This is a genomic window from Pseudomonas sp. NFACC16-2, assembly GCF_900119205.1.
GTDB classification, from domain to species: Bacteria; Pseudomonadota; Gammaproteobacteria; order Pseudomonadales; family Pseudomonadaceae; genus Aquipseudomonas; species Aquipseudomonas fluorescens_Q.
The window spans coordinates 16,872-42,303 of sequence record NZ_FPIX01000001.1 but is presented as its reverse complement, the minus strand read 5'-3'; the positions used below and the strand labels follow the sequence as shown (position 1 = coordinate 42,303).

Below are 25,432 nucleotides of genomic sequence, written 5' to 3'. Positions count from 1 at the left end.
GGAAGATTGATGTCAACCGATATGAATCTTGCAATAGAGACCGTGCGCTTCGCCATGAGCCTGGAGCAATTGCGGGCGAAAGTCGCGGCTCACAACATCGCCATGGCCAACGTTCCGGGGGGTAAGGCCATGCGCCTCAACGGCTACGAGCCGATGGCCGCCTTGCGCGGTTTACACAACGACCCTGAGTTGTTCGCCCAATCGTTGCGTTCGCTGCAGGACAGCGAACTCACACCGTATTTGCAAAGCTATACGCCGGGCGCGCCATTGGCACTGGACGGTGAAGTGGCGCAGATGTCCGCCGCGAGCGGTCGCTACCAAGCCTTGGCAGACGGTGTATCACGCCAGTTCGCATTGATGCAGCTGGCTATCCGGGGAGGTCGCTGAAGATGCCTTTGGACAACATCAGCGAGATCGTTCGCGGGAGCATGGCTTATGAGCGTTCGCGGGCAGAAGTCGCCAGCTACAACCTGGCGATCGCCAACGTGGCAATAGGACCGGGCGAACGCTCACCGTTGCTCAGCGTATCGCCTCCGACCAGCTTTGCCGGCCAACTGGGGTTGCAGCAGCCCCGCGTTCACGCTCAAGCACGTAGCGACAGCCGCTTGGTCCATGAACCGAGCCATCCCATGGCTGACCAGAATGGGATGGTGCATTACCCCAACATCGAAGCCGCCAGGGAGATGGCGACCTTGGTATCGGCTACCCGTGCCTATGAAGCCAATATCCGCTCCTACAACAGCTTGCGTGAAATGACGCTCAAAGCCTTTGAAATTGGAAAGTGACATGACCGCCGCCATTGCGCCTATCGCATTGACCCCCGACCTTACACCGGCCGCTGCCTTGGCGGACGGACCGATGGGGCCTCAGGGCACCGACTTTGTCGAATTGCTGAAATCGGGTGCCACCCAACTGAATGCACAAACCGGCCAGGCCAGCGAGATGCTGTCGGCTTATGCGCTGGGCGACAACATTGCGCCTCACGATCTGGTCATGGCCATGGAGCAAGCGAAGCTGTCGCTGCAATTGGCCGTGGAGGTGCGCAACCGTCTGGTAGATGCCTACCAGGAACTCACGCGGTTGCAGATCTAAGCCATGGAGAATCAACCGGTGTCCTCGTTCCTGGCGGGTCGTACTCGCGTCTTTCTGATGGGTGCCTTGCTGATTGTCGGCCTGCTGGCCGTGTCGGCGTGGTGGGTGATCCGACCGCAATATGTGGCGTTGTACAGAAACGCCGACGAGGCGTCCCAGGCCCAGATCCTGGCTACATTGAGCCAACGGCATGTGCCCTATCGGATCAATACGCAGCAGGGTGCGATTGAAGTCCTGGCCGATCATGCGGCCTCTGCCCGTATGTATCTGGCTGAGGCGGGTATCCCGACCCGTGGCGGCACGGGGTTCGAGTTGTTCGACAAGGCCGACTACGGTATGTCGGAGTTCAGCCAGAAAATCAACTACCAACGGGCCATGGAAGGGGAACTGGCGCGCACGATCATGAGCATGTCCGAAGTCGAATATGCCCGTGTGCACCTGACGTTCAAGAAAACCAGCCTCTACCAACAGGCGGAAGAACCACCCAAGGCATCGGTGATCGTGCGTCTGCGTTCGGCGGGGACGTTGATGCCGCAGCGAGTCAGGGGTATTCAGCAACTGGTGTCGTCAGCGGTGGAGGGCATGACGCTTGAGCGCGTATCGGTGCTCAACGAAGACGGGCAGGTACTCAGTGCTTCCGGTGGCGCCGCGGCGGCGCCGGAGCACCTGCAGTTGACGGCCCAGGTCGAGCAGGCACTCAAGCTGAAGGCCGAAGAATTGCTGGCGCGCCCGCTCGGTCATCGTGGCGTCGATGTGTCTGTGCGGGTGCTGATGAACTTTGACCGTGTCAAATCCATCAGCGAGCAACCGCTGACGAACAAAATGCGTCGTGAAAAACGCACGGAGTCCACCGAGAACTCCAGTGGCGAGTCCACGAGCAAGCGTTCCCAGAACAACCGGGAAATCGATTACGAGGTGGGTAAGGCGCGTGCTGAAACCGAGCATGCGGCTGGCAAAATCGAGCGTATTACCGTTGGTGTGGTGCTCAGCACACCGGTGTCGGACGCTCAAATGAAAGATATCCAGGCGTTGCTTGAAGCGGCTTTGGGGCTGGATCTCAAGCGGGGCGATCGCTTGGTAATGGTCTACATCCCCGATAGGCCGGAGACGGCTCCGTTAGTCGAGCCCTTGGTGCAGCCGGCGCCGGTGAGTAGCGAGCAGGTACCTGTGCCCGTCGATGGGGGTCTGTCGTTGCCATGGACGCGCTGGTTGGGTGTCGGCGCGATAGTTGCCCTGGCGATCGGTCTGTTGCTGCTTTGGGCAAAAGGACGGCGCAAGTCTGTTGCCGTCCCTGTCACGGTGCCGCGACTGACATCGGTCGAGCGCGAGCAATTGCTGGTGGACCTGCGCCGCTGGCTATTGGAGGGGCGTTAAGGTCATGGAATTCTCAGCGCTTCGTAAAGCGGCTATTCGCCTTGCCTGTTCTCATGCCGAAGACCGTGAGTGGATTCTGGCGCGGCTGGAACCTGAGGAGCGGCGCCAGGTTGAGGTGCTATTGGAAGAAATCAATCTTCTGGGATTGAGCAACGATCCTTCCGTTGTCGCGGCCTTGATGAGCGAGTTGGCAGTAGCGCCATCGGCAGCCCGCACGACGCTTGACACTGCACCTATCAAGGCCAGGCTTTCGAAAGCGACACATCCGTTTTGGAGCGCGTTGGTCCTTCAGTTGGAGACATCCACTGCACGCCGTGAAGTGTTGGGTGGCCTGGCCAACAGCAGTGAGATTCGTCGATGGGATGGCAAATTTGCCAAGCAGATCCTGCCTCCGGCACTGATGAATAGTTTGAAGACCCGGATGGATGCCCAGGAGGCAGGCGATGAGCACGCCTAAGCCGCCCCTGTCGTCGACGGTGTTGCGTCAACCTTCCCAGAACCTGGGGACTCGACGCCTGCCAACCCTTGGCGCCAATGTCCAGACGAACACCTCGCCCAATGAAGAGCGTCAACCAGATGTGAAGCAGGCGTTGCGCGAGACCTTCGCGCTGGAGCTCGCGGAAATAGAGCGAGAGAGTCTCGAGAGGGGGTTATTGGAAGGCAGCAAGCAGGCCCGTACGCAACTGAGCGCGGCCCTGGCGCATCAGGAGCAGCAGTGGCTGAAGAAGGAGGCGTCCTTGCGTACCGCGCTCGAAACGGAACGCCTTCAACTCGCACGCTTGATTGAAGCCTTGGGGGCGCAACGGAAACAGTTGATGGTAGCCATGGAGCCCTCGGTAGGACGGCTCGCGCTGGCGGTGGTAACACGCCTTTTAGACCTGCATGCCGAAACGCGTCCGTTAATCGCCGACCTGGCGAGGCGGGCCATCGAAGAATATCAACTGGTCGGTCCACTGCGGATTCGTGTTGCCCGTGGCGATTACGAAACGTTGCTTCGGCTGGCGCCGGATGACGCACTATTGGCGTCGTTCCAGGTCGATCCGCAGGCCTCTCCAGGTAGCTGCCTGATCGACTTCGGCGGCGGTCAATTGGATGTCGGTGTGCAGACGCAACTGGCCAATGTCGCAGCCGTGTTGAACGGGGGAGATGGCCGTGTGGCAGGGGCTTGAGCATCGACTGTTGACGCAGCTTACCCAGGCCCGACTCTGTCGGCGGATGGGCCGTTTGAGTTCGATTCAGGGCATGGTGCTGCACGCCACCGGCCTGGATGTCCGGCTGGGTGAGTTGGTCGACCTCCACCCGGCTCGCGGTGGCGAAGCCATCGCGGCTGAGGTGGTTGGCTTGCGCAGTGAATCTACCCTGTTGATGCCTTATGGCCCGGTGGATGGTTTATGCCTGGCCAGCGAAGTCCATGCCCGTGGAACCCCTTACACGGTTCCCGTGGGGGCCAGTCTGTTGGGACGTGTCCTGGATGCGACCTGCAACCCCCTGGATGATTTGCCGGCCCCTGAAGGGCTGACGCGGATGCCGCGGTTCGTGGCGCCGATCAATCCTTTGCACCGTTCGCCGATCGACACCACGCTGCTCACCGGAGTGAAAGCCGTCGATGTCTTCACACCGCTTGGGCGCGGCCAGCGGATGGGTATTTTTGCCGGCAGTGGCGTGGGCAAAAGCACCTTGCTGGGCATGATGAGCAAATATGCAGAAGCCGATGTGATCGTGATCGCCTTGATCGGCGAGCGTGGTCGCGAGGTAGGGGATTTCATTCGCGACAGCCTGGGGCCGGAGGGTTTGAAAAAGGCTGTGGTGATCGCTGCGGCGGCCGAGCAACCGGCGGTTCTGCGACGCCAGGCAGCCTACACGGCGACGACAATCGCCGAATGGTTCCGGGCCCAAGGCAAGCATGTGCTGCTGATCATGGACTCGATCACCCGTTTTGCCCTGGCCCAGCGTGAAATCGGACTCTCGACGGGCGAACCCATGGGGAGCCGAGGCTATACACCTTCGGTATTTGCCCTGTTACCGCCGCTGATGGAGCGCGCTGGGGCGTTGTATGGGCAAGGCTCCATTACGGGGGTCTATACGGTACTGGTCGAGGGTGACGACATGAATGAGCCCGTGGCTGACCATATGCGTGCCATTCTCGACGGGCATATTGTCTTGAGTCGCAGTGTGGCGGCCCGTGGGCATTGGCCGGCCATCGATGTGTTGCACAGCATCAGTCGATTGGTGGGCACCCTGCATACCCAAGAGCGCAAAACCCAAGTCGAGCGCCTGCGGTCAGCCCTTGGCAATTATCAGAACAGCGTGGACCTGATCGAACTGGGCGCCTATGAAAAGGGCTCACAGCCGCTGCTGGACACCATGATCGACTTGAAGCCCGAGTTCGATGCGTTGTTGCAGCAAACCCCGCAAGAACATTTCTCCGCATCAAGCACCTGGCAAACGGTTCATCAGTTGTTCCAGCGGCTGGGCAAGGGGGTGAACGATGCAAGATGAGTGGCGCAAGTCGCGGCAATTGAATGCGGCCTCTCGTTTGCGTGCCATGCAGCGGGAAAGGGCGCAGCTCGCCTACAACCGCAGTCTCCGTGAGTTGGCCCAAGCCGAGCATCGGTTGAGGGTGGAGCAGGTACGCTACGACAGCATCCAGGCGCACCATGAAGCGTCGGGATGCATTGGCGCCACGCTCGATCCCTCCCAGCACGAACAACGCCTATTGGCGCAGACAGCCGCTTTTCAGCGACTTGAAGCCGCGCATCAGCCCGTCATCGAGGCGCGAAGCCTGTCGCACTCGGCCATGTCACAGCTGCTCAAGTGCAAAGTGAACGAAGACCTGATCGACAAGGCCAAGGATCGACTGCAGGTGCTGCTGGATAAAGCGGCGCGCGAATACGAAGCCATCGACATTTTTGATGCACAGCAAGCTCAGGGGATGGGACATGGCCGTTAAAGTAGGGGCATCGTTGTGGACCATGGCGGCGGATCAGCAACGTCCTCCCGCTCGTGACACACAGGCCAAGGACTTCGAGCGAAAAATAGGCCTGCATGATCAATCACCCGCCTCAAACGAGAGCACAGGTCAGCAGCGCAACCCTCAGGTGATGTCAGAACAGCGACTGGTGCACTCCGCCATTGCTGACGCGGATCTGGCGCGGGTTGTGCAATTGCGTTCCATCGGCGCGTCAACGTCCATGACTGCCGAGGCGCTTGAGCTGTATGCGCTGGGTGCGCACGCCGGGCATCACCTGTCTTATCTGCCCGATACATTCCTGGCGGAGCCGGGAGTGCACAGCGTTGCTTCAATCGACACTGAGCAAGCCTATTCAGCCCCTTCCAGCGCTTTGTCGACGACCTCGGCGATTTCCTCCACGCCCGGTGCTGTCCTGGCACAAGGCTCCGATAGACCCCGGATCGAGCCCGTTACCATCGAGCAGCAGGGCACAGAGGACTCCACCGGTCAGCCGCTATTGAGCTATTTGAATGGGAAATGGCCGGATCGACATTTTCAGTTCCTGCCTCGAGGTAAAGGTCTTGAGTTGTTGGTACGTGACTACCGGCTCACCGCGCAAGAACGCGATGAGCTGATAGAAGAGCTCGCTCGCCGGGCCTCATCGATGTCTGAACGCCCGCAGCAGATCTGGCTCAACGGTCAGCAGGTCTGGCGCGCATCGCCTCTTTCGAACGATTACACAGGTGAATACGATGGCCGTTGAAGCGATCGGTAATGAGCTGAGTTCCACCACGTCGGAGTTGGCCCAGAGCCGTCTGGGGCAGGAAGATTTCATCAAGTTGTTTTTGACGGAGTTGACGTTTCAGGATCCGCTGGAGCCGATCAACAATCGTGAGTTCCTGGCGCAGATGGCTCAGTTCGCCAACCTCGAGCAAACCCGGATCACCAACGAAAACACCGACAACCTGGTGTCCATGAATGCCACTTCGCAGTCCCTGGGCCTGCTGGGGCGCCAAGTTGAAGTCAGCATCACCACGGGGGGAACGGCGATTGGCTCAGTGACGGCGATTGCGTTTTCATCGACCGGGCCGGTGCTGTCCGTCAAACGAACCGACGGTACGGTCCTCACTGACGTGCGGCTGTCACAAATCAAACTGGTCAGGCAGGGGGCGTAATGCTGCAAGCTTTCTTTAATGGAATGAGTGGCCTGTTTTCCTTCGCCAAGGGCTTGGATAACGTCTCCAACAACGTGTCGAACATGAACACGCCAGGCTACAGGGGCAGCGATACTTTTTTTCGCGCCGTCAACGGACAGGATGGCCAGAGTTTTGGTTCAGGCATCGCCGGTACCCAAGTCCGTATCAAGCCGGGTGAGAACCGCCAGACAGGCAATAACACCAACGTGGCGATCAATGGCGCCGGCTATTTCGTTCTTCGCGATGAGCAGGGAGCGCTGTCATACACCCGCGCCGGGCAATTCGAGGTGGATAAGGACGGCTATCTGGTCGATACCATCAGCCAGCAGCGCATTGCGGGTATCGACTCGTCCGGGAATCTGCGCGATATCAATATCCAGGGGCAGCGCACCTTGCCGCCGCAGGCGACCACCCGAGTCGAGATGGTGGGGGCCTTGGCTCGTACCGGTACTACGGAGGCGACCCATCAGATCAACGCTATCCAGGTGTTCGACTCGACCGGTGCGAGCCATACCCTGAGCGTAAAGTTCGAACCGAAAACGACGCCCGCCAATAGCTGGAGTGTCACGGTTTCCGACGCGAGCGGCGTTCAGTTGCAGACCGGCACCATCGCCTTCGGTATCGATGGCAGCCCCGCTACCGGTTTCAACACGTTGTCGGTCCCGTTGACGGTTAATGGCAAGATCCAGAGCATCGTGCTGGATTTCGGAACACCGGGTAGCTTCAACTTGGCCTCCCAGGTCGCCAGCGGACCGAGCCATACACTGGGTGCGCGTGTGGTCGACGGTAGCGCAGTCGCCGGCCTGAATAGCTTCGCATTCGATGAGAAGGGCATCCTTAAATTCACCTACGCCAACGGCGAGAAACGTGATGGCAGCCAATTGGCGCTGGCGGATTTCGCGGATGAAAGTGCCTTGATCGCGGGCGCCAATTCGCTCTACCACGCACCTTCTTCCATGAAGGCCGAGTTCGGCCGCGCGGGGGAGAAGCAGTTTGGGCGTGTCCAGGGTGGTTACCTGGAATTGTCCAATGTCGATCTGGCCCAGGAGTTTGGAGACATTCTGATTATCCAGCGCGGGTATCAGGCCAGCTCAAGGGTGATGACGGTCTCCAATGAAATGCTGGAGCAGTTGTACAACGGAACGAGAGGGGGCTGACCAATGAGGATGTTGGGTTTTGTCGGCACGACTCGTCTGCGCATGGCCTGCGAGCGATTACCGGCCGTGGCCAGGCACTGGTTTGAGCAGTGGTGCATGCCGGATGCACACCACACCTGCGAAGTGAGCTGTTCGGCCCTGGATGATTCAAGTGAGTGGGCATCGACACTGGCTTGGCAGAGCGCCAAATCCGTCAATGGCTCAATCACCCTGGCAGGTGATGGGGCTTCGATGATCTTTGGTCCTTTCATGCATGACGCGCCTGAGGATGAGACCGCAAGGCATCTGGTACGCGAAGCACAATTGGCGCTGATCAATCATGTGCTTGAGGTCCTCGGGCAAAGCGGCGTCTCCCATTTAACCGTCGAGTCATCCCGGCCGTCCTCGGGGTTACTCAGTGCCCAGGTATTGCTGCAACTGCGCGTCGGTCAATCGACGCTGCATCTGTCGCTGGATGCGGCATTGTTCAATGCTGCGCTTGAGAAGCCCGTTGCGCGCACGCCGTTGGTTGAGCGTAAGCACGCCTTGGGTAACGCTCGGGTGACGTTGTCGGTGCGTCTCCCCTTGGCAAGCCTCTCCATCGGTGAGATGCAGGACTTGCGTCCTGGGGACACCTTACGGGCCAGTGCATTGCTGGCCGATCCGGTCTCGCTACAGCTGGCCGAAGGCCCAGCGATCGCGAGCGGCTACTTGGCTAAGCAGCAAGGTCAAGTCGCCGTGCAGTTGATTTCCCATGAATGAATCAGGAGTGTTGGTGTGACGGCAACGGTAGATGCGATTGAGCTGGAAGAAGCCCGGATGGCGGCCAACGACGGGCAGTCACCGCTGATCAAGCGAGACATGAATTTGATCAAGCATGTGGTCGTGGAATTGGTGGTGCAGCTCGGTCACGCCTCCATGAGCGTGGATGAGTTGTTCGCGCTGAAGGCTGGCGACGTGGTCAAGCTGTTGGAGCAGGTCCATGAACCGGCGTCGCTGTGCCTGGACGGTAAACCGGTTGCCCGGGGCAATCTGGTGGCAGTCGATGACAACTTTGGCATTCAGTTGACGGAAATACTGTGACGTCTGAAACCGTAGCCCAACCGCTTGGATTAGCGTTACGGCAGGATGATCCGCTGTCGTTTGTGTTGATGATCAAAGTGATGCTGATTACGGCTGTTTTATTGGCCGTGGTCTACGGCGTGATGCGTTGGTACGCGCGACGTCAAGTGGGCACCGGCAAACCTTTAGCGGATCTGACCGAGTTGCATTGTGTACGCGCTGTGCGATTGTCAACCAAGACCAAGGTGTATCTGCTCAAGATCGAAACGTCTCAGGTCCTGGTCACTGAATCTTCAAATGGAGCGACCGTGACCCTCTTGCCAGAACAACCCTCATCCTCTGCGTTGGATGTCTGCCCTTGAAGTATTCGATATGACTCGCCGCTTGCTGTTCCTGGTGCTCAGCGGCTTTGCTCCCTTGGCGGCAGCCGCGGATGACTTCTCTGAATGGGGAAGTTTGCACATCAATCAGATTCAATCGCCGGTCAGCGTTGTGGCCTTGTTGACGGCGCTGTCGTTCCTGCCGTTTTTGGTCATTTCCCTGACCACGTTCACGCGCAACATCGTAGTGTTGTCATTGACCAGGCAGGCATTGGGGCTGCAACAGACGCCGCCGAATATCGTGTTGATCGTACTGTCGATGTTCTTGACGTTGTTCGCCATGGCTCCAACCTTGGAAAAGGCCTATGACGCAGGCATCAAGCCATTCCTGGCGAACAAAGTAGGGCTTGACGGTGCCGCGTTGCAAGGCTGGGTGCCGATCCGTGATTTCATGATCAGGCAGACCCATGAAGAGGATTTGCGACTGATTTATGAATTGGCCAAGGATCCGCTGCCACAAGCACCGGAAGGACTGTCCCCGGTGAAGCTGGTGCCGGCATTCATGTTGAGCGAACTGAAACTGGCTTTTCAGATCGGCTTCATGATCTTTCTGCCATTCTTGATCATCGACTTGGTGGTGGCGTCAATCCTGATGTCGTTGGGGATGATCATGGTGCCCCCCATCACGATTTCTTTGCCATTGAAGATCATGCTGTTTCTGTTGATCGACGGTTGGGGCCTGATTGCCCAGACGTTGATGCGCAATCTCGGTTAGCGCAAAGGTGCAGCCTTCCATGGTGACGGATGAGCCCAGCAATGAAGGCGATGACGAGCAAGCGTTGTGGCGCGACTGGCTGGACAGCAAAACAGAGGCGGCCAGGAGTCGGTTGTTCTTTTTTTATGGCCAGTGGCTTCGGATGATTGCCGGGCTTTTGTATTCTCGCTACCCGCATCCGTTGGCTGAGTGGGGGGATTATGTGAACCTGGCCTCGATTGGTCTTCTGCAGGCCATTGACCGGTTTAATCCGGGGTTGGGCACGCGTTTCCAGTCCTATGCCGAACCTTTTGTGAGAGGTAGCGTTCTCAAGGGCTTGTCCTGTTACGTAAGTGATCGACGGCGCTATTACCAAGAGCGGTTGGAGAGTCTTTCCGGCATGCAAGAGGAGGGGCGAGCGGAGTCTGATCTGGAGCAGGTGGCGAACGTCGCTATTGGCTTGGCGTTCGGGCTGTTTTTGGAATCTGGGATCGTTGATCCGGAACCCAAGGACAATAACCCGCTAAGCCTCTACGAAGTTGAGCGTGAGAGCGACACGCTGGAGGCGTGCGTGAAGCTTCTTTCGGCGAACGAACAGCGGGTTATCCAAGCTCACTATCACCAGCATTTAAGTTTTACCGATATCAGTGAACTCATGGGTGTTTCGAAGTCACGCGTTTCCCAATTGCACGCCCAGGCGTTGAAAAATATTCGGATAAGCCATGCAAGATTAATGGCCGGGGATAGTTGGTAGCATCGGTGGGGGGAAGTAGGAGGGGCGGGCAAAGCCGCAGCAGATGCCGTTGGGTCGGCGAAACCTAAGAAAACACTATAAAAAAAGTAAGACAATTGACTCAGCAGCACTGCACGCAAATCAGGCGCACTTGGATTCCACGACGGTTTGCAAACCCAGACTTGGTCGCTGTGTTGTATTGCGTAGCAGGCGAGGCAATGAAGCCGTTGGGCAAGGCAGAGCCTTGAACCCCCTGCCTTTGCTGATTGGCGCATTGGCTTTTTCATGGTCATCGGGCCGCGTGTGTCAGGCGAATTCGATGTTGACGGTCATGACGCCTTCGCGAGCAAGCCCGCTCCCACAGTAACCACAGAACCCCAGCAGCCAGCTCGCACGCCGCTCGTTCGTTGACATTCGGCCTTCCTCGACCATCATTAAGTGCCTCCAGAGTCATCACTTCTCCAGAGGCATGAACATGGCGCAAACGGACATTCTCATTGTGGGAGCCGGCCCTACGGGATTGGTCCTGGCTTTGTGGCTCACCCGGCAGGGGCTTGTGGTCAGGATTGTCGACAAGAGCAGCGGGCCGGGGGAAACCTCGCGTGCCATGGCCGTCCAGGCCCGCACACTTGAGCTGTATCGCCAGCTCGGCATGGCCGATGCGGTTATCGGAGCGGGGTACAAGACCCCGGCCATGAACATGTGGGCCCGGGGCAAACGCAAGGCGCGGATTCCTCTGGTGGACGCTGGCGGGGATGTATCGCCTTATCCTTTTGTCCTCATATACCCCCAGGATCGTCATGAGCGGTTGTTGGTCGAACAGCTTCAGTCCCTGGGCGTCGAAGTCGAGCGGCAGACCGAACTGCTGTCCTTCGAGGACCGTGGCGACTCCGTTATCGCGCGCTTGAAACACGCCGATGGTCGCGAAGAAGTGCTGACGACTGCTTTCCTCGCAGGCTGCGATGGCGCGCGCTCGCTCGTGCGTCATCAGGTGGGAAGCGGCTTCGAGGGCGGCACCTATAAGCAGCTGTTCTATGTGGCGGACGTGTCTGCCAGCGGTTTCGAGCCTGCGGATGAGGCCCATATCGCTTTTGATAAATCCGAATTCGTGTTGGCGTTTTTCTATGGCGAAACTGGCCAATATCGCCTGATCGGTACGGTTCGCGACGAGCGCGCGGAACGTCCAGAGACGCTGACGTTCGAGGACGTTGGCCATGACGCGATCAACGGTCTGAACATCAGGATCAATGGCGTGAATTGGTTTTCCACCTACCGGGTCCATCATCGCGTCACGGATCAGTTCCGCTGGGGCAGGGCGTTTTTGCTGGGAGACGCTGCGCACGTCCACAGCCCGGCCGGTGGACAAGGCATGAACACAGGCATCCTCGACGCGATCAATCTGGCTTGGAAACTGGCGGCGGTCGTGAAGGGACAGGCGCCAGACGCGTTACTCGACAGCTATCAGGTCGAACGCCAGGCGTTTGCGCAAAAGCTTGTGGAAACGACGGACCGGCTGTTCACCTTTGCAACCGCCCAAGGCAATTTTGCCGACTTCGTGCGCACGCGCATCGCACCGCTTTTTGCGAGTGTTGCCTACAAAAGCGAGAACGTGCGTGAGTACCTGTTCCGGATGGTGTCCCAAACCACCTTGAATTATCACGAGAGCCCGTTGAGTGCCGGCAAGGCCGGTGACGTACTGGGCGGTGACCGTTTGCCCTGGGTACCGGTGCCGGGCGCCGATAACTACGAACCGCTCGCCTCCATCGGCTGGCAGGTGCACGTCTACGGCGAGGCCCGGGCGGACCTGAAAGCCTGGAGCCGCCAGCAGCGGATCCCTCTGCACACGTTCACCTGGCAGGATGAGCATCATAAAGCCGGGCTGTGTCGGGACGCCGCCTATCTGCTGCGTCCCGACACCTACGTCGCCCTGGCGGATCCCCAAGCGTCTGCGGCAACGTTGAGCCGGTACTTCAGCGACCGGGGCCTGACGCTGCCGGCTTGAGCGCGTCAGGTGTGGCGATTGGCCCTTAGCCCAGATCCGCAGCCTCATGCCGCTCCGGCACCTGGCTCGCTTCGTCACCCCACGTGCGGTTGACCCGCTGCCCGCGCAGGACGGCCGGTCGTTTGGCAATCGCCTCTGCCCAGCGCTGCACATGGGTGTATTCGTGAGCACTCAGGAACTCGGCGGCGCCGTACACGTTGTTGCGCACCAGTTGGCCATACCAGGGCCAGACCGCGATGTCGGCAATGGTGTAGTCATCGCCTCCCAGGTATTGGCTTTCGCCGAGGCGGCGATCCAGTACGTCGAGTTGACGCTTGGCCTCCATGGTGAAGCGATTGATCGGGTATTCGAGTTTCTCCGGTGCATAAGCGTAGAAATGCCCGAAGCCGCCACCCAGGTACGGGGCAGAGCCCATCTGCCAGAACAGCCAGTTCAGTGTTTCGGTGCGGCCGGCCGGATCGGTGGGCAGGAAGGCGCCGAATTTTTCCGCCAGGTACAGCAGGATCGAGCCGGATTCGAAGACCCGAATGGCGGGTTCCACGCTGCGGTCCAGCAGGGCCGGGATCTTGGAGTTGGGGTTGACCTCGACAAAACCGCTGGAGAACTGGTCACCTTCGTTGATGCGGATCAGCCAGGCGTCGTATTCCGCACCCGTATGACCCAACGCCAGCAGTTCCTCCAGCAGGATGGTCACCTTCACGCCATTGGGCGTGGCCAGGGAATACAGCTGCAACGGGTGTTTGCCAATCGGCAAGGTTTTTTCGTGAGTCGGCCCGGCGATAGGGCGGTTGATACTGGCGAACTGGCCGCCAGACGGGGCGTCGTTTTTCCAGACCTTGGGCGGAACGTAGGACGCTTGGCTCATCGGGACATACCTCATCGTTTGCTTGTGGTGTGATCCCTCATAGTCTACCGCTGTTCGTTCATGATCCGCGCCACTTCACCGGAAGCCTTGAGCTGTTCGAAAGCGCGCTGGGCCCTGGCGACGACTTCGTCCGGTGTGCTCTGGCTGAACGCCAGGTGGACCCTGTGGGGTTGCTCGTCGAGGGTATAGACCTCTTCCAGGGAAGTGAAATCCACTTGGGCATCCTTGCTCATCAGGCGCGCGGTGTTCTCCGGCATCGGCAGCAGTTGGATCTGGTGATTCAGCAGCTTTTGAAAGTTGTCGTGGTTGTTGGCCGAGATGACCAGCCGGGTAAACCCACGCTGTTGCAGGTAAATCTGCTTGGCGTCATTTCGCACCACACCGATGCTGTACTGCTTGGCATCCTCTAGGTTGTTGACGGCGATGCCGTCACTGTCGCGCATCTTGTAGAGCCGGCTCGCCACCCGATGTATTTCACCGACCCATTTGAACAACGGCTCGCGGGCCGGGGTGCGGTCCAGCGGGAAAATCAACACGTAGGGCTCGTGCAGCGCCTTTTCGTAGGCCCGGGCCCACGGGTACAGCAACAGGCTGTAGTCGGTGAGCTGCGCGTTTTTCAGCGTTTGTTCGGCGATGCGAATACCCGGTCCGACGACCTTGTCGTCATGCTGGTAGGCATAGAGGGAATCTTCGGTCACGACTTCGATCGTCTCGGCGCGGCCTTGCAGGCTGATCGAGGTGAGTAGCAGGCACGAGCAGAGCATTAGGCGATAGTGCATATACAGACCTCATGGCACGTGATGGTTCACAGGGCGATGCAATCGCGCCCCTTATGTTTGGCCCGGTACAGCGCCTGGTCGGCGCGTTGCAGCAGTTGATCGAAATGATCCATGGTCTCCGGGTCCAGCTCGGCGACGCCGATGCTTACGGTGACAAACGGCGATACCTTGGAACCGCTGTGGGGCAGTTCACGTTCCGCCAGGCTTGCACGCAAACGTTGGGCGGCCTCGCAGGCCTGGGCAGCGTCGATGTTGGGCAGGACCACGACGAACTCTTCGCCGCCCATGCGCGCAGTCAGCTCGCCAGAGCGGCCGAACACGCTGCGCAGGGTCTCGGCGATCTCTTTCAAGCACAAGTCGCCCTGCATGTGGCCGTAGGTGTCGTTGTAGATCTTGAAGAAATCGACATCGCACATGAGCACCGCCAGCGGGGTCTTGTGGCGGATCGCCCGGCGAAACTCGATCTCCTTCAACTCGTCGAAATAGCGACGGTTGGCCAGCCCCGTCAAGTCATCGTGACGTGACAGTGCTTCGAGGGCCTGGTTGGCCGCCTTCAATTCAGCGGTGCGCGCCTCGACCAGTTCGGCCATCTGGTCGCGGCTGGCGGCAAGCGCCAGTTCGTCCGAATGCTGGCGTTCCAAATGGGCGCGCAGGTTGTCCTGGAGGGTATTCACCTGGCGTTCGAGCAGACTCAGTTCGTCCTGGCGCCGCACCGCCCGTTGCAGCTTGAGGTGGCGCTTGAGGGTTTGCGGCGCCAGTTCGCCCAGGTGTCGGGCGATGTGCACCACATGCACGGTCACCAGGCGGTTGAACACGGTCATGATCAACCCGGCCAGCAGCAAGGACTGGATGAGCTGGGTGATGACGATGCTGCGTGCTTCGCCCCAGAGGCGCTCCCAGAGCAGGTTATTGTCGCCTTCGATGGTCAGCTCGCCGACTTTTTCATGGGCCCCGGCGTAGGGCTGCGCAATGAGTTGGCGATGCAGCACCGGCACCACGCCCGATTGAGCGACGGGGTATCGATTGAGTTCGATGACTTCAGGCGCTTGCCCGGGGCGCAGGATGTTCAACACCAGGCGGCCCACGGGCGCTGCCATGGCGACGCTGGCGATTTGCTGGTCGAGGGATTCACGGTCCAGTTCCCAAATGGCATGGGCCAGGGTGTTCTGGAACACTTGGTCGATCAGGGCCAGTTCCGAATTCATTTCCGCCAGGTTGTTTTCCCAGGCCATCCAGGTCCGCCAGGTGACCATCACCAGGGTAAAGAGCAGGCAGAACAACAGCGTTGCCAGTACCAGGCGGCGTCCCAGGGAGCTGAATGCCTTGGTCTGTGGTTGTGAGGAGGCCGTACGAAAATTGGCATCCATGTCATAACCATTTGCGCAGGATGGCATCGTAGACGCCATTGCGCCGGATGGTCTCCAGGCCCGCACGGAATTTCGCCACCGTATCGGCAGGCGTATTGCGGCTGAACGCCATGCTCAAGCCGTCGGCGCTGCTTAGCTCGGGCAGCGCCAGCGAGCGGATCAGCAACTTGTCCGGGTCTTCGCCATTCTGGCGCGTCAGGTACAGCGCGTTGAGCTCATTGGAAATCCACAGCTCCACGTGATCGACCTTGAGCTTGCGGTAGTTGTGTTCGTACTTGGTGCTCGACTGCAGTTCTTCACCGATGCGAAAGCCCTTCGATACCAGGTATTGCTCACCCACGTCCTGATTGACCGTGGCGATCTGGTGTCCATGGGCATCGGCCAGCGAGTCGAGTTTCACCGGCCGGTCCGCCAGCGAGTAGATGTACCACTGCGTCGGGCCGATGCTGCCGACCCACTGGAAAAGCGATTCGCGTTCAGGCGTGCGGACGATCGAGTAGATCAACACGTTGCTTTCATTGAGCGCCAGTTCGTAGGCCCGGGCCCACGGCATGGAATGGATAGGCGCGTCCATGCCGACCTCCTTGAGCACGGCCTGGACCACCTCGGTGCTCATGCCGGTCATGCGACCGTTTTGCGTCATGTTGTAGGGCGGTAGTTCCTCGGTCACGATGCGCAGCGGCGCCTCTGCAGCACAAACGCTCGCAGTGAGGAACATCAGGACGCCCCACACTAGCAGGCGATTCAGCGGCAAACCCATTGATCATTACCCTATGCAACTAGCAGAGCCCGGAGGTCTGGGAGCTATTATTGATAGGGTTATCGGCTGGGCTGGCGCCTGCTTGAATCCGGTCTGTCGAAACTGCCAGCCCAGCCGAAGGATCAACCGTTCAACAACGTCATTGTGTGCGCCTGGTATCGGTCGCCCGCCACGGCACCTTCGCCTGCGAAAATCCCATCCAACCGGGCCAATTCACCAGTGCTCAACACCACCGAAGCCGCTGCCACGTTGCTTTCCAGGTACTTGCGTTGCTTGGTGCCCGGGATCGGGATGACATGGTCACCCTGGGCCAATACCCAGGCCAAGGCCAATTGCGCAGCGCTGATGCCCTTGTCCAAGGCCAATGCCTTGACCCGTTCTACCAGCACCAGGTTGCGATTGAAGTTGTCGGCCTGGAAGCGTGGGTTGAAGCGGCGATAGTCATCGGCGGCGAAGTCCTCCGGTGACTTCAGCTCGCCGGTCAAAAAGCCCCGGCCCAAGGGACTGTAGGCGACGAATGCAATGCCCAGGCGCCGGCACGTATCGAGTACGCCATTGTGTTCGGGTTCACGGGTCCACAGCGAGTATTCGCTTTGTACCGCTGCCAGGGGATGCACGGCGTGGGCTCGCTGGATGGTTTCGGCACTGGCTTCCGAGATCCCGATGTGGCGGACCTTGCCGGCCTTGACCAGATCGGCCATGGCGCCGATGGTTTCTTCGACGGGCACTTCAGGATCGATGCGGTGCTGGTAGTAGAGGTCGAGGTAATCGGTATCGAGACGCTTGAGGCTGCCATCGACAGATTGCCGGACGTAGTCGGGGCGACCATTGACGCCGCGGGCATGGGGATCGCTGCTGCGCACCAGGCCGAATTTGCTCGCCAGGTACAGGTTTTCACGCTTGCCACGCAGGGCCCGTCCGAGCAGTTCTTCGTTGGTATGGGGCCCGTACATGTCGGCGGTGTCGAACAGCGTCACACCCAACTCCACGGCGCGGTGCAGCGTGGCAATCGCCTCGCGCTCGTCCACGCCCGTGGTGTAGAAATCCGACATGCCCATGCAGCCCAGGCTGATGGAGGAAACGTGAGGGCCGTGATGGCCGAGTTGGCGAGTCTTCATGTTGATAGCTCCTGGAAATGAACGACCTGTGCAGTCTCTATCAAGGGCTTTTCTGGATAAATCCTCGATTATTGGTTTAACTATTCGTGATATCTAAATAGTGAGGCGTGAGATTGGACCGATTACAGGCCATGCAGGTGTTCCGGCGCATCGTTGAACTGGGTGGTTTTGGCAAGGCGGCCGATGACCTTGGACTGCCCCGGGCCACCGTCAGCCTGCTGATCCAGCAGTTGGAAGCCCATCTGGGCGTGCAACTGTTGCAACGCACCACCCGGCAGGTGCGCGCGACGCTCGATGGGCAAGCGTATTACCAGCGCAGCGGCCAGTTGCTGGACGACCTCGATGACCTGGAAAGTTCGCTGTCGGCGCAACGCAGCCAACCGCGCGGCACCTTGAAAGTGGACATGCCCATCGCCTTTGGGTGCACCTGGATCCTGCCGCGCCTGCCGGATTTCTATCGTCGCTACCCGGGGTTGCAACTGGACATGGGTTTCCATGACCGCCAGGTCCATCTGCAGCGCGAGGGCGTGGATTGTGCAATCCGCGCCGGCAATGTCGTCGACCAGGCGCTGGTGGCGCGCCCCATCGTGCGCCTGCATCAACTGACGTGTGCCAGCCCTGGCTATCTGGCCCGCGCCGGCACGCCCGGACGGTTGGACGATTTGACGGCGCACCGGGCCATTGGTTTTGCGTCCGGCAATGGGCGGTTTTTCCCGTTTGAATTCGAGGTGGCGGGGCGGATGCGCGAAATGCAATTGCCCAGTGACTTGAACGTCAACAATGCCGACGCCTATGTGACGGCCTGTGAAGCGGGATTCGGCTTGATCCAGGTGCCGCGTTATCACGTGCAACGGCAATTGGCAGAGGGCCGGCTGGTTCAAGTGCTCGAAGACTACGGCGTGCCGTCGTGGCCGATCTCAGCGGTGTACCCGCCCCATCGACAGTTGTCGCCCAGGGTGCGGGTCTTTATCGACTGGGTGATCGAGCTGTTGCAGGGAGACGCGGCTGCCCAGGGGGCGCTGATGGAGAGGGTGTAGCAGTGCCGAATCGCTGTGTGAGCGAGCCGCTATCAGAGACTCGATCGTTCCCACGCTCCGCGTGGGAATGCCGCTTCGGACGCTCCGCGTTCGGCTTTTGAGTGGACGCAGAGCGTCCATGGCTGCATTCCCACGCAGAGTGGGAACGATCAACAGGTTGCGTGGTTTCACGGAAAGTGTTGTTTTTGCCCAGGGCTTCAAGCCTTGACCCAGCGTTGACGACTCCAGCTGCTCAATGTGTCGACCGCGAAAACCAGCAGCAACATCGCCAGGATCACCGTGCTGCCTTGGGCTTCCTGGAACAGGCTGAGGCTGACGTAGAGCATTTGCCCCAGGCCCCCGGCGCCGACGAAGCCGAGCACGCTGGCCATGCGGATATTGTTTTCCCAGCGATATAGGACGTAGGCCAGCAGTTGCGGCAGCAGGTTGGGCAGTGTCCCGTAGCAGAACGCCAATACGGCGTTGCCGCCTTGCAAGCGGATGGCGTCGGCCGGTTCGCAAGGGGTATTTTCCAGGGCTTCGGCGAACAGCCGGCCGAGCACGCCGGTGGTGTGCAGGGCCAAGGCCAGGGTGCCGGCATTGGGGCCGAGCCCGGCGGCCAGGACCATCAGCGCCGCCCACACCAGTTCTGGAACCGCGCGCAAGGCATTGAGCACCAGCCGCGAAGCACTCTGCAGGGGCCAGCCGAAGCGCCCGGCCGCAGGCAGGGCCAATAGCAGGCCGAACACCGCCGCGAGAAGGGTGCCGAGGGCGGACATGGCCAGGGTTTCCAGGGCACCGTGACCGATGGCTTTCAGGTGGCCCGGGCTCAGGTCCGGGCTGAGAAAGCGCTGCGCATAAGCGCCCATCTGGTGCAGGTTGCCGCTGTCGCCGAGTTCGCCCAAGTCGATGCTCAGGTAGACGAACGAGGCGATGACTGCCGCACCGATGCCCAGGACAATGGCCGCGTTGATCAGGCGATTCATGCCAGCCTCCAGCGCAGCAGGCGGCTGAGTTGATCGGCGAGCAGCACCAGCACCAGGAACGTCAGCAGCAGGCTGGCCACTTCACCGCCGGCGAACATTCGCAGCGACAGGTCCATTTGCTGGCCCAGGCCTCCGGCACCGACGAAGCCCATCACTACCGAGGCGCGGATGGCGCATTCCCAGCGATACACCGTGTACGACAACAGTTCCGCCGCGACATTGGGCAGGATCCCGTAGCTGAAAGCGGCGAGCCGGCTGCTGCCAGATTGCAAGAGCGCATGGGCCGGACGCTGGTCGACCGACTCGTAGATTTCCGCGTAGACCTTGCCCAGCATGCCGCTGTAGGTAATGGCGATCGCCAGTACGCCGGCCGTGGGACCGAGGCCGACGGCACGGACGAAGAGCAAGGCCCAGACGATTTCCGGGACGCTGCGCAGGAAGATCAGCAGGCCGCGCACAGGCCAGCGCAGCAGTTGGCCCCAATAACCCGGGTGCCCGGCACGGGAGGCTGCCGACAGCGACAAGGCGCGGCTGGCCAGCAGGCTCGCCGGCACCGCCAACAGCAGCGCCAAGGCCATGCCAGCCGTGGCGATCGCCAGCGTCTGCAAGGTGGCTTGCCACAGCAGTTCGACAAATTCGTCGCCATGGGCTGGAGGCCAGAAGGCGGCTAAAAACCGGCCCATTTCGCTCTGGCTGCCTCCCGACACCAGCACGCGAAGGTCCAGTTCGCTGAACTGGATGCCCGGCCACAGCAGGACGAGCGCCAGCAGACTGAGCAGCAGGCGAGGGCGGGTGGCGGGGTCTCGGGTATCGCGTGTCAGCATCGGGGGATCTGCACGCTCAAGGAAGAGGGGGGTGGTGTTGGTGAAGACTGCAGTTGTTCGTTGGCGTAGAGCGTGTCGAGCAACGAACGGTCGACCGCCTCGGTTGGCAGGTCGAACAGGATCTGCCCGTCCCGCAGGCCGATGACCCGGGAAAAGTGCGCCAAGGCCAGATCCACCGCATGCAGGCTGGCGACCAGGGTGACGTTGTGTTCCCGGGCGTGGCGGCAAAGCACCGAAAGCGTGTGCTCGGCCAATACCGGATCCATGGCCGAAACCGGTTCGTCGGCCAGCAGCACCTCTGGCGCCTGGTACAACACCCGGGCAATGCCCACGCGTTGCAGTTGGCCGCCGGACAGCTGCTGGCATTGCGCGAACAGTTTGTCGCCCAGGTCCAACTGGGCCAATGCCGCCCTGGCACCTGGAATATCCAGCGGGTGCAACAGGTTCAACAGGCTTTTGCCGACGCCCCACTGGCCGAGCTTTCCGGCCAGGACCGCCGTCACCACACGTTGGCGCGGCGGCAGAGGGGGCGATTGGTGGATCAGGCCGATGCGCGCGCGCAGGCGTTGACGCTGGCGGGCAGACAGCTGCCAGGCGCGTTCGCCGAGCAACTGCAGCTCGCCGTTACCCGGGCGCAGGGCGGTGGCCAGCAGGTTGAGCAGGCTCGACTTGCCCGCGCCGGACGGGCCGATGATGGCGACCTGCTCGCCGGCGCCGATGTGCAGGTCAATTCCCCGCAGCGCCTGGACGCCGTTGGCATGGGTAACGCTGACCTGGGTCAGTTGCAGGGTCATTTGAGCAGTTCGGCGGCGCGTGCGGCTTCCTCGATGCCCTTGTAGTTCTCAGGCTTGGTTTCGATGAAGCGACTGGCGGCCTGCAGGTCGAGGATTTCCTTGTCCTTCGGGTTGGCCGGATCGAGTGCCAGGAAGGCTGCCTTTATCTTGGCCGCCAACGCTGGGTCGAGGGTTCCGCGCACCGTCCAGTTGTAGTCGAAGTAGGCAGGGGTGGTGGCGAAGACCTTGACCTTGGTCGTGTCGACCTTGCCGGCAGCGACCAGTTTTTCCCAGACACTGGCGTTCAGCACGCCAGCGTCCACCTTGCCGGCCTGGACCCAGGCGACGGTGGCGTCATGGGCGCCCGAGTAGCCCACGCGACTGAAGTAGCTTTCAGGCTTGATGCCGTCCTTGAGCATGAAATAGCGCGGCATGAGGCTGCCGGACGTCGACGACACCGAACCGAAGGCAAAGGTCTTGCCCTTGAGGTCGGCGAGGGATTTGACGGCCGGATCGGCGGTGATGAATTTACTGGTGAACTGGGCGTCCTGTTCGCGCTGTACCAGGGGAATGGCATTGCCGGTTTTCAGGCGTGCCTGCACGAAAGTGAAGCCGCCCAGCCAGGCCATGTCGATGCGGTCGGTGGCCAGCGCTTCGACCACGGCGGGGTAGTCGCTGACGGGGACGAACTCGACTTTCATGCCGGTTTGCTGTTCCAGATAGGCGCCCAGCGGCTTGAACTTGCGCAGCAGCTCGGTCGGGGCCTCATCGGGAATCGCACTGACTTTCAAGGTGTCAGCGGCCTGGGTCAGCAGGCTGCTAAAAGACAGGGCAACGCCGACGGCCAATGCCAGGGAACGCTTGAGCATGGAGGATCTCCGGTACATGAAGGCAAGGAATGGTGAAGCATCACGCCCACGGGGATGGCGGTACGCCGCTCTGTGAGGGTAGACGAAGGAGAACGATATTAACCGTTTCTGGCCTTGAACTCACTCATTCCCCCGTGGCGAGGGAACTTGCTTCCGCTGGCCTGCGCAGCAGGCCCCAGCATGCTGACAGGCGGACCGCATTGTCTGGTTTTGCGACTGCTGCGCAGCCGAGCGGGAGCAAGCTCCCTCGCCACAGGTTCTGGGTTGTCTGGGTTGACGCTATCGCGAGCAAGCTCGCTCCCAGGGGGGGCGGGCGGGAGAACCGGGGCCTCGTCGGGTGAGGCCTCGGCGATTGAGAGGTCAGAACAGCTTGGTGAACATCCAGTAGAGGCTGCCGGAAAGGAGGATGGCAGCAGGCAGCGTCAGTACCCAGGCCATCACCAGGTTGCGGATGGTGCGCATCTGCAAGCCAGAGCCGTTGGCGACCATGGTGCCGGCCACGCCGGAGGACAACACATGGGTGGTGGACACCGGCAAACCGAACATGTCGGCGGCGCCGATGGTCAGCATGGCGACGGTTTCGGCCGAGGCACCTTGGGCGTAGGTCAGGTGGGACTTGCCGATTTTCTCACCCACCGTCACCACGATGCGCTTCCAGCCGACCATGGTGCCCAGGCCGAGGGCGATGGCCACGGCGATTTTCACCCACAGTGGAATGAACCGCGTGGAACTGTCGATCTGCTGTTTGAACAATTGCAGCTGGGCGCTGGTGTCGGCGTCGAAGTTGCCGACCTTGTTCTTGTCCATAAGGCGAATGGTTTCGCTGGTCAGGTACATGTCGTTGCGCACGTTGCCCACGGCTTCGGCGGGGACCCTGGCCAGCGAACCGTAACCCTTGACCTCGGCGCCAATGCTGCCGGTCATCGCAGCCAGGGCCGGGACCAATTGCGGCGTCGCTTCCTTGCTGCCCACGTAGGTGGAAAGGATCGCTCGCGGATTTTCCGGGGCCGGCAGCGGCGAGTGCTTGACCAGGGCTTGCTGGGTGACTTGCGCCACGGCGGCGAATTGCAGTGCCTGGTCGGCCGGCATGGTGCGGTTCAGCGCATACGCCATCGGCAGGGTGCCGACCAGAATCAGCATGATCAGGCCCATGCCTTTCTGACCGTCGTTGGAGCCGTGGGCGAATGACACGCCGGTGCAGGTCAGGATCAGCATGCCGCGTATCCACCAGGGCGGCGGAGTATTGCCTTCCGGGGCCTTGTACAGCGAGCGGTTCTTGACGAAGGCCCGCAGCGCTAGCAGCAGCAACGCAGCGCAACCGAAACCCACCAGCGGCGACAGCAGCAACGCATAGCCAATCTTGGTCGCCTGGGCCCAGTCCACACCGCTGGTGCCGTCACGCCCGTGCATCAGGGCATTGGCGACGCCCACGCCGATGATCGAGCCGATCAGCGTGTGGGACGACGACGCCGGCAAGCCCAGCCACCAGGTGCCCAGGTTCCACAGGATGGCGGCGATCAGCAGAGCGAAGATCATGGCGAAGCCGGCAGAGGAACCGACTTGCAGGATCAGCTCCACCGGCAGCAGGGCGATGATGCCGAAGGCCACGGCGCCGCTGGAGAGCAGCACCCCGAGGAAGTTGAAGAAGCCCGACCAGGCCACGGCGAAGTTCGGCGCCATGGAATTGGTATAAATGACGGTGGCCACGGCGTTGGCGGTGTCGTGGAAACCGTTGACGAATTCGAAGCCAAGGGCAATCAGCAACGCGACGCCCAACAACAGGAACGGCGTCCAGGTGGTCACCACGGTGCCCAGTTCGTTCATGTCGTGCATCAGGCTGTAGGCGGTAAACAGCAAACCGCAGCCCAGCACGGCGAAAAACACCACCAGGGTGATTACACTCGGTTTGCGGTTGAGCTGCGGTCTTGAACTGGGGGCGATGGAACTCGATGAGTCCATGACCAGGGTCTGGTTTGTCATGATGAAATCCGATTCGGTGAGCAGTGGGGTTGTAAGGCTCGGTGCCGGGCGTCCCTGGCGGGCTGTGAAAGGCCCGGGGCACGATACGCGTCGGTGGCTTCGGACTGCGCAAGCATCTTCTTGTCGTCCCGCTGTGGCAGTTCGATGGCCGGCAATCGCACCGCTTCATCCACGCTAGTTGCAATTTGTTACATGGCCGTGACTGACATCTGTATTTCACGCGCTTTCCCCTGGCTAAAACGTTTTTCCCAAGGGGATGCCGGCAAGATTGGGTTTATCGATTACGCTCGACCGCGCAGGGGGGCGCCCGGAGTTTCGCCAACAAGCGCCTGCTCGCATGGCAAAGTCCAAGGTGTGTCATCCAGGTGTCATCGAAGCCATGGCAGGATCTTCGCAAACCATCGTGGGAAGTCCGGCAGCGCCCGTGCCTGCTGGCTGATGAAGCAAGGAACACCGCTATGAAAGGCGACGCCCCCCTGTTCGCGGCCATTGACTTGGGCTCTAACGCCTTCCGCTTGATGATCGGCCAGTCGGTCAAGCGCAATCGACGCCTGGTGATCCAGGAAGTGAAGACCCTGCGTGAGCCGGTCCGATTGGCCGAGGGCCTGCAGGCCGGGGCGTTGGACGAGCTGGCGCTGGATCGGGGCTGGCAGGCGCTCGCCCGATTTGGCAAGAAACTGCGTGGCTTTGAGGCCGCAAGGGTGCGGGCGGTGGCGACCAGTGCCGTGCGCGAAGCGGCGAATGCCCAGTTGTTCCTGGCCAGTGCCGAGCGGCACCTGGGGTTTCGGATCGACGTGCTGTCCGGGCATGAAGAAGCCCGGCTGGTGTATGCCGGTGTCGCCCATACCGTGCCCGGTGTCGAGCGCGCGCGGCTGGTGGTGGACATCGGCGGTGGCTCGACTGAACTGATTCTGGGGCTGGGCGCTCAACCGCTGCTGACGGAAAGCATCGCCATCGGCAGTGGCACCTTTGGTGCGCGTTACTTTCGGGGTGGAAGCATCACCGCCCAGGCGCTGTTAGAGGCTGAGCGGGTGGCTGTCCTGCAGTTTGAAAAAGTCGCGGCGGGTTATCGCGCCCAGGGCTGGCAGCAGGCAATCGGTTCTTCCGGTACGGCGCGGATGTTGGCCAAAGTGCTCAAGGCCAATGGTTTCAACGATGTTGGGCAAGGCGGCATTACCTACGGTGGATTGTTGCGTCTGTCGCTGCGGTTGCTGGAAGTCGGCCATGTCGACCGGCTCAGACTGGCCGGCTTGCAAAGCCACCGCCTGGGCATCCTGCCCGGCGGCCTGGCGATCATGCTGGCGGCATTCAAGGTGTTCGGTATCTCGCAAATGATTGCTTCCGAGCCGGGCCTGAGGTTCGGCGTGCTGCATGGCCTGATGCATCAGCACTGATCATCGACGGTTGTTGCCCATTGCCGTCTATCAGCGATAGCCAATTTCGAGCATCGACGCCTCTTCGGCGATCCCTTCTTTA

29 protein-coding genes are annotated in these 25,432 nt (G+C 60.6%); 19 read left to right on the top strand and 10 right to left on the bottom strand.

Features of this window, described 5'->3' with window-relative positions:
* Positions 1–9: 9 nt before the first annotated feature.
* From BT116_RS00210 to BT116_RS00130, 17 genes are all read left to right on the top strand, one after another.
* Entirely contained in the window at positions 10–387 is a 378-nt protein-coding gene (locus tag BT116_RS00210; RefSeq protein WP_072338989.1) for a flagellar biosynthesis protein FlgB, read from the top strand.
* Between the two features lie 2 nt (positions 388–389).
* Positions 390–785, top strand: a complete 396-nt coding sequence (locus BT116_RS00205) for a flagellar basal body rod protein FlgC (protein ID WP_013693091.1) — start codon at positions 390–392, stop codon at positions 783–785.
* Position 786: 1 nt separating this feature from the next.
* Complete coding sequence (fliE, locus tag BT116_RS00200) at positions 787–1,092, top strand: flagellar hook-basal body complex protein FliE (protein ID WP_072338987.1); 306 nt, start codon at positions 787–789, stop codon at positions 1,090–1,092.
* 3 nt (positions 1,093–1,095) lie between these two features.
* The gene (fliF, locus tag BT116_RS00195; protein WP_072338985.1) at positions 1,096–2,466 is read left to right on the top strand and encodes a flagellar basal-body MS-ring/collar protein FliF; all 1,371 of its coding nucleotides are present in this window, start codon (positions 1,096–1,098) and stop codon (positions 2,464–2,466) included.
* Positions 2,467–2,470: 4 nt separating this feature from the next.
* Positions 2,471–2,923 carry a hypothetical protein gene (locus BT116_RS00190; RefSeq protein WP_072338983.1) on the top strand — a complete coding sequence of 151 codons (453 nt, stop codon included), beginning with the start codon at positions 2,471–2,473 and terminating at the stop codon, positions 2,921–2,923.
* A complete protein-coding gene (locus BT116_RS00185; RefSeq protein ID WP_072338981.1) occupies positions 2,910–3,635 on the top strand; it encodes a FliH/SctL family protein in 726 nt (241 codons plus the stop codon). Before BT116_RS00190 ends, BT116_RS00185 begins: the two co-directional genes overlap by 14 nt.
* Positions 3,613–4,965 (top strand): FliI/YscN family ATPase, encoded by a 1,353-nt coding sequence (locus tag BT116_RS00180; RefSeq protein ID WP_072338980.1) that lies wholly within the window; start codon positions 3,613–3,615, stop codon positions 4,963–4,965. Before BT116_RS00185 ends, BT116_RS00180 begins: the two co-directional genes overlap by 23 nt.
* Positions 4,955–5,416 (top strand): hypothetical protein, encoded by a 462-nt coding sequence (locus tag BT116_RS00175; protein ID WP_072338978.1) that lies wholly within the window; start codon positions 4,955–4,957, stop codon positions 5,414–5,416. Before BT116_RS00180 ends, BT116_RS00175 begins: the two co-directional genes overlap by 11 nt.
* On the top strand, positions 5,406–6,179 hold the full coding sequence (locus tag BT116_RS00170; protein ID WP_256572539.1) for a hypothetical protein: 774 nt from the start codon (positions 5,406–5,408) through the stop codon (positions 6,177–6,179). The genes BT116_RS00175 and BT116_RS00170 overlap by 11 nt, the downstream gene beginning before the upstream one ends.
* Complete coding sequence (locus BT116_RS00165; RefSeq protein WP_013693099.1) at positions 6,169–6,591, top strand: flagellar hook assembly protein FlgD; 423 nt, start codon at positions 6,169–6,171, stop codon at positions 6,589–6,591. The genes BT116_RS00170 and BT116_RS00165 overlap by 11 nt, the downstream gene beginning before the upstream one ends.
* Positions 6,591–7,769, top strand: a complete 1,179-nt coding sequence (flgF, locus tag BT116_RS00160) for a flagellar basal-body rod protein FlgF (protein ID WP_072338976.1) — start codon at positions 6,591–6,593, stop codon at positions 7,767–7,769. The genes BT116_RS00165 and flgF overlap by 1 nt, the downstream gene beginning before the upstream one ends.
* Before the next feature lie 3 nt (positions 7,770–7,772).
* The gene (locus BT116_RS00155) at positions 7,773–8,510 is read left to right on the top strand and encodes a FliM/FliN family flagellar motor switch protein (RefSeq protein ID WP_256572538.1); all 738 of its coding nucleotides are present in this window, start codon (positions 7,773–7,775) and stop codon (positions 8,508–8,510) included.
* Positions 8,511–8,525: 15 nt separating this feature from the next.
* A complete protein-coding gene (locus tag BT116_RS00150; RefSeq protein ID WP_072338974.1) occupies positions 8,526–8,831 on the top strand; it encodes a FliM/FliN family flagellar motor switch protein in 306 nt (101 codons plus the stop codon).
* Positions 8,828–9,172: a hypothetical protein gene (locus tag BT116_RS00145; RefSeq protein WP_072338970.1), complete on the top strand. Its 345-nt coding sequence runs from the start codon at positions 8,828–8,830 to the stop codon at positions 9,170–9,172. Before BT116_RS00150 ends, BT116_RS00145 begins: the two co-directional genes overlap by 4 nt.
* A 10-nt stretch (positions 9,173–9,182) precedes the next feature.
* On the top strand, positions 9,183–9,905 hold the full coding sequence (fliP, locus tag BT116_RS00140) for a flagellar type III secretion system pore protein FliP (protein ID WP_170845920.1): 723 nt from the start codon (positions 9,183–9,185) through the stop codon (positions 9,903–9,905).
* Between the two features lie 19 nt (positions 9,906–9,924).
* Positions 9,925–10,638, top strand: coding sequence for a sigma-70 family RNA polymerase sigma factor (locus BT116_RS00135; protein ID WP_072338965.1), 714 nt, complete (start codon positions 9,925–9,927; stop codon positions 10,636–10,638).
* Between the two features lie 454 nt (positions 10,639–11,092).
* Positions 11,093–12,619, top strand: coding sequence for an FAD-dependent monooxygenase (locus BT116_RS00130; RefSeq protein ID WP_072338963.1), 1,527 nt, complete (start codon positions 11,093–11,095; stop codon positions 12,617–12,619).
* A gap of 25 nt (positions 12,620–12,644) precedes the next feature.
* On the opposite strand, the gene yghU is transcribed toward BT116_RS00130, so the two are convergent.
* From yghU to BT116_RS00105, 5 genes are all read right to left on the bottom strand, one after another.
* A complete protein-coding gene (gene yghU / locus BT116_RS00125) occupies positions 12,645–13,484 on the bottom strand; it encodes a glutathione-dependent disulfide-bond oxidoreductase (protein WP_072338961.1) in 840 nt (279 codons plus the stop codon).
* A gap of 44 nt (positions 13,485–13,528) precedes the next feature.
* Entirely contained in the window at positions 13,529–14,263 is a 735-nt protein-coding gene (locus tag BT116_RS00120; protein WP_072338959.1) for a substrate-binding periplasmic protein, read from the bottom strand.
* 26 nt (positions 14,264–14,289) lie between these two features.
* Positions 14,290–15,630, bottom strand: a complete 1,341-nt coding sequence (locus BT116_RS00115) for a diguanylate cyclase (protein WP_072338957.1) — start codon at positions 15,628–15,630, stop codon at positions 14,290–14,292.
* A 1-nt stretch (position 15,631) separates the two neighbouring features.
* The gene (locus BT116_RS00110; RefSeq protein ID WP_072338955.1) at positions 15,632–16,390 is read right to left on the bottom strand and encodes a substrate-binding periplasmic protein; all 759 of its coding nucleotides are present in this window, start codon (positions 16,388–16,390) and stop codon (positions 15,632–15,634) included.
* Between the two features lie 122 nt (positions 16,391–16,512).
* Positions 16,513–17,508 (bottom strand): aldo/keto reductase, encoded by a 996-nt coding sequence (locus BT116_RS00105; protein WP_072338953.1) that lies wholly within the window; start codon positions 17,506–17,508, stop codon positions 16,513–16,515.
* Positions 17,509–17,621: 113 nt separating this feature from the next.
* Between BT116_RS00105 and BT116_RS00100 the strand changes: the two genes are divergently transcribed.
* A complete protein-coding gene (locus BT116_RS00100; RefSeq protein WP_072338951.1) occupies positions 17,622–18,545 on the top strand; it encodes a LysR family transcriptional regulator in 924 nt (307 codons plus the stop codon).
* Between the two features lie 197 nt (positions 18,546–18,742).
* On the opposite strand, the gene phnE is transcribed toward BT116_RS00100, so the two are convergent.
* From phnE to BT116_RS00070, 5 genes are all read right to left on the bottom strand, one after another.
* Entirely contained in the window at positions 18,743–19,510 is a 768-nt protein-coding gene (phnE, locus tag BT116_RS00095) for a phosphonate ABC transporter, permease protein PhnE (protein WP_072338949.1), read from the bottom strand.
* Entirely contained in the window at positions 19,507–20,334 is an 828-nt protein-coding gene (locus BT116_RS00090; RefSeq protein WP_072338947.1) for a PhnE/PtxC family ABC transporter permease, read from the bottom strand. Before BT116_RS00090 ends, phnE begins: the two co-directional genes overlap by 4 nt.
* Positions 20,328–21,128, bottom strand: coding sequence for a phosphonate ABC transporter ATP-binding protein (locus BT116_RS00085; RefSeq protein ID WP_072338945.1), 801 nt, complete (start codon positions 21,126–21,128; stop codon positions 20,328–20,330). Before BT116_RS00085 ends, BT116_RS00090 begins: the two co-directional genes overlap by 7 nt.
* Complete coding sequence (locus BT116_RS00080; RefSeq protein WP_014339226.1) at positions 21,125–21,976, bottom strand: putative selenate ABC transporter substrate-binding protein; 852 nt, start codon at positions 21,974–21,976, stop codon at positions 21,125–21,127. Before BT116_RS00080 ends, BT116_RS00085 begins: the two co-directional genes overlap by 4 nt.
* Positions 21,977–22,336: 360 nt before the next feature.
* A complete protein-coding gene (locus tag BT116_RS00070) occupies positions 22,337–23,956 on the bottom strand; it encodes an inorganic phosphate transporter (protein WP_072338941.1) in 1,620 nt (539 codons plus the stop codon).
* 458 nt (positions 23,957–24,414) lie between these two features.
* Here BT116_RS00070 and BT116_RS00065 point away from each other — a divergent pair, with 458 nt between their 5' ends.
* A complete protein-coding gene (locus BT116_RS00065; RefSeq protein WP_072338939.1) occupies positions 24,415–25,350 on the top strand; it encodes a Ppx/GppA phosphatase family protein in 936 nt (311 codons plus the stop codon).
* The last annotated feature ends 82 nt before the right edge of the window (positions 25,351–25,432 follow it).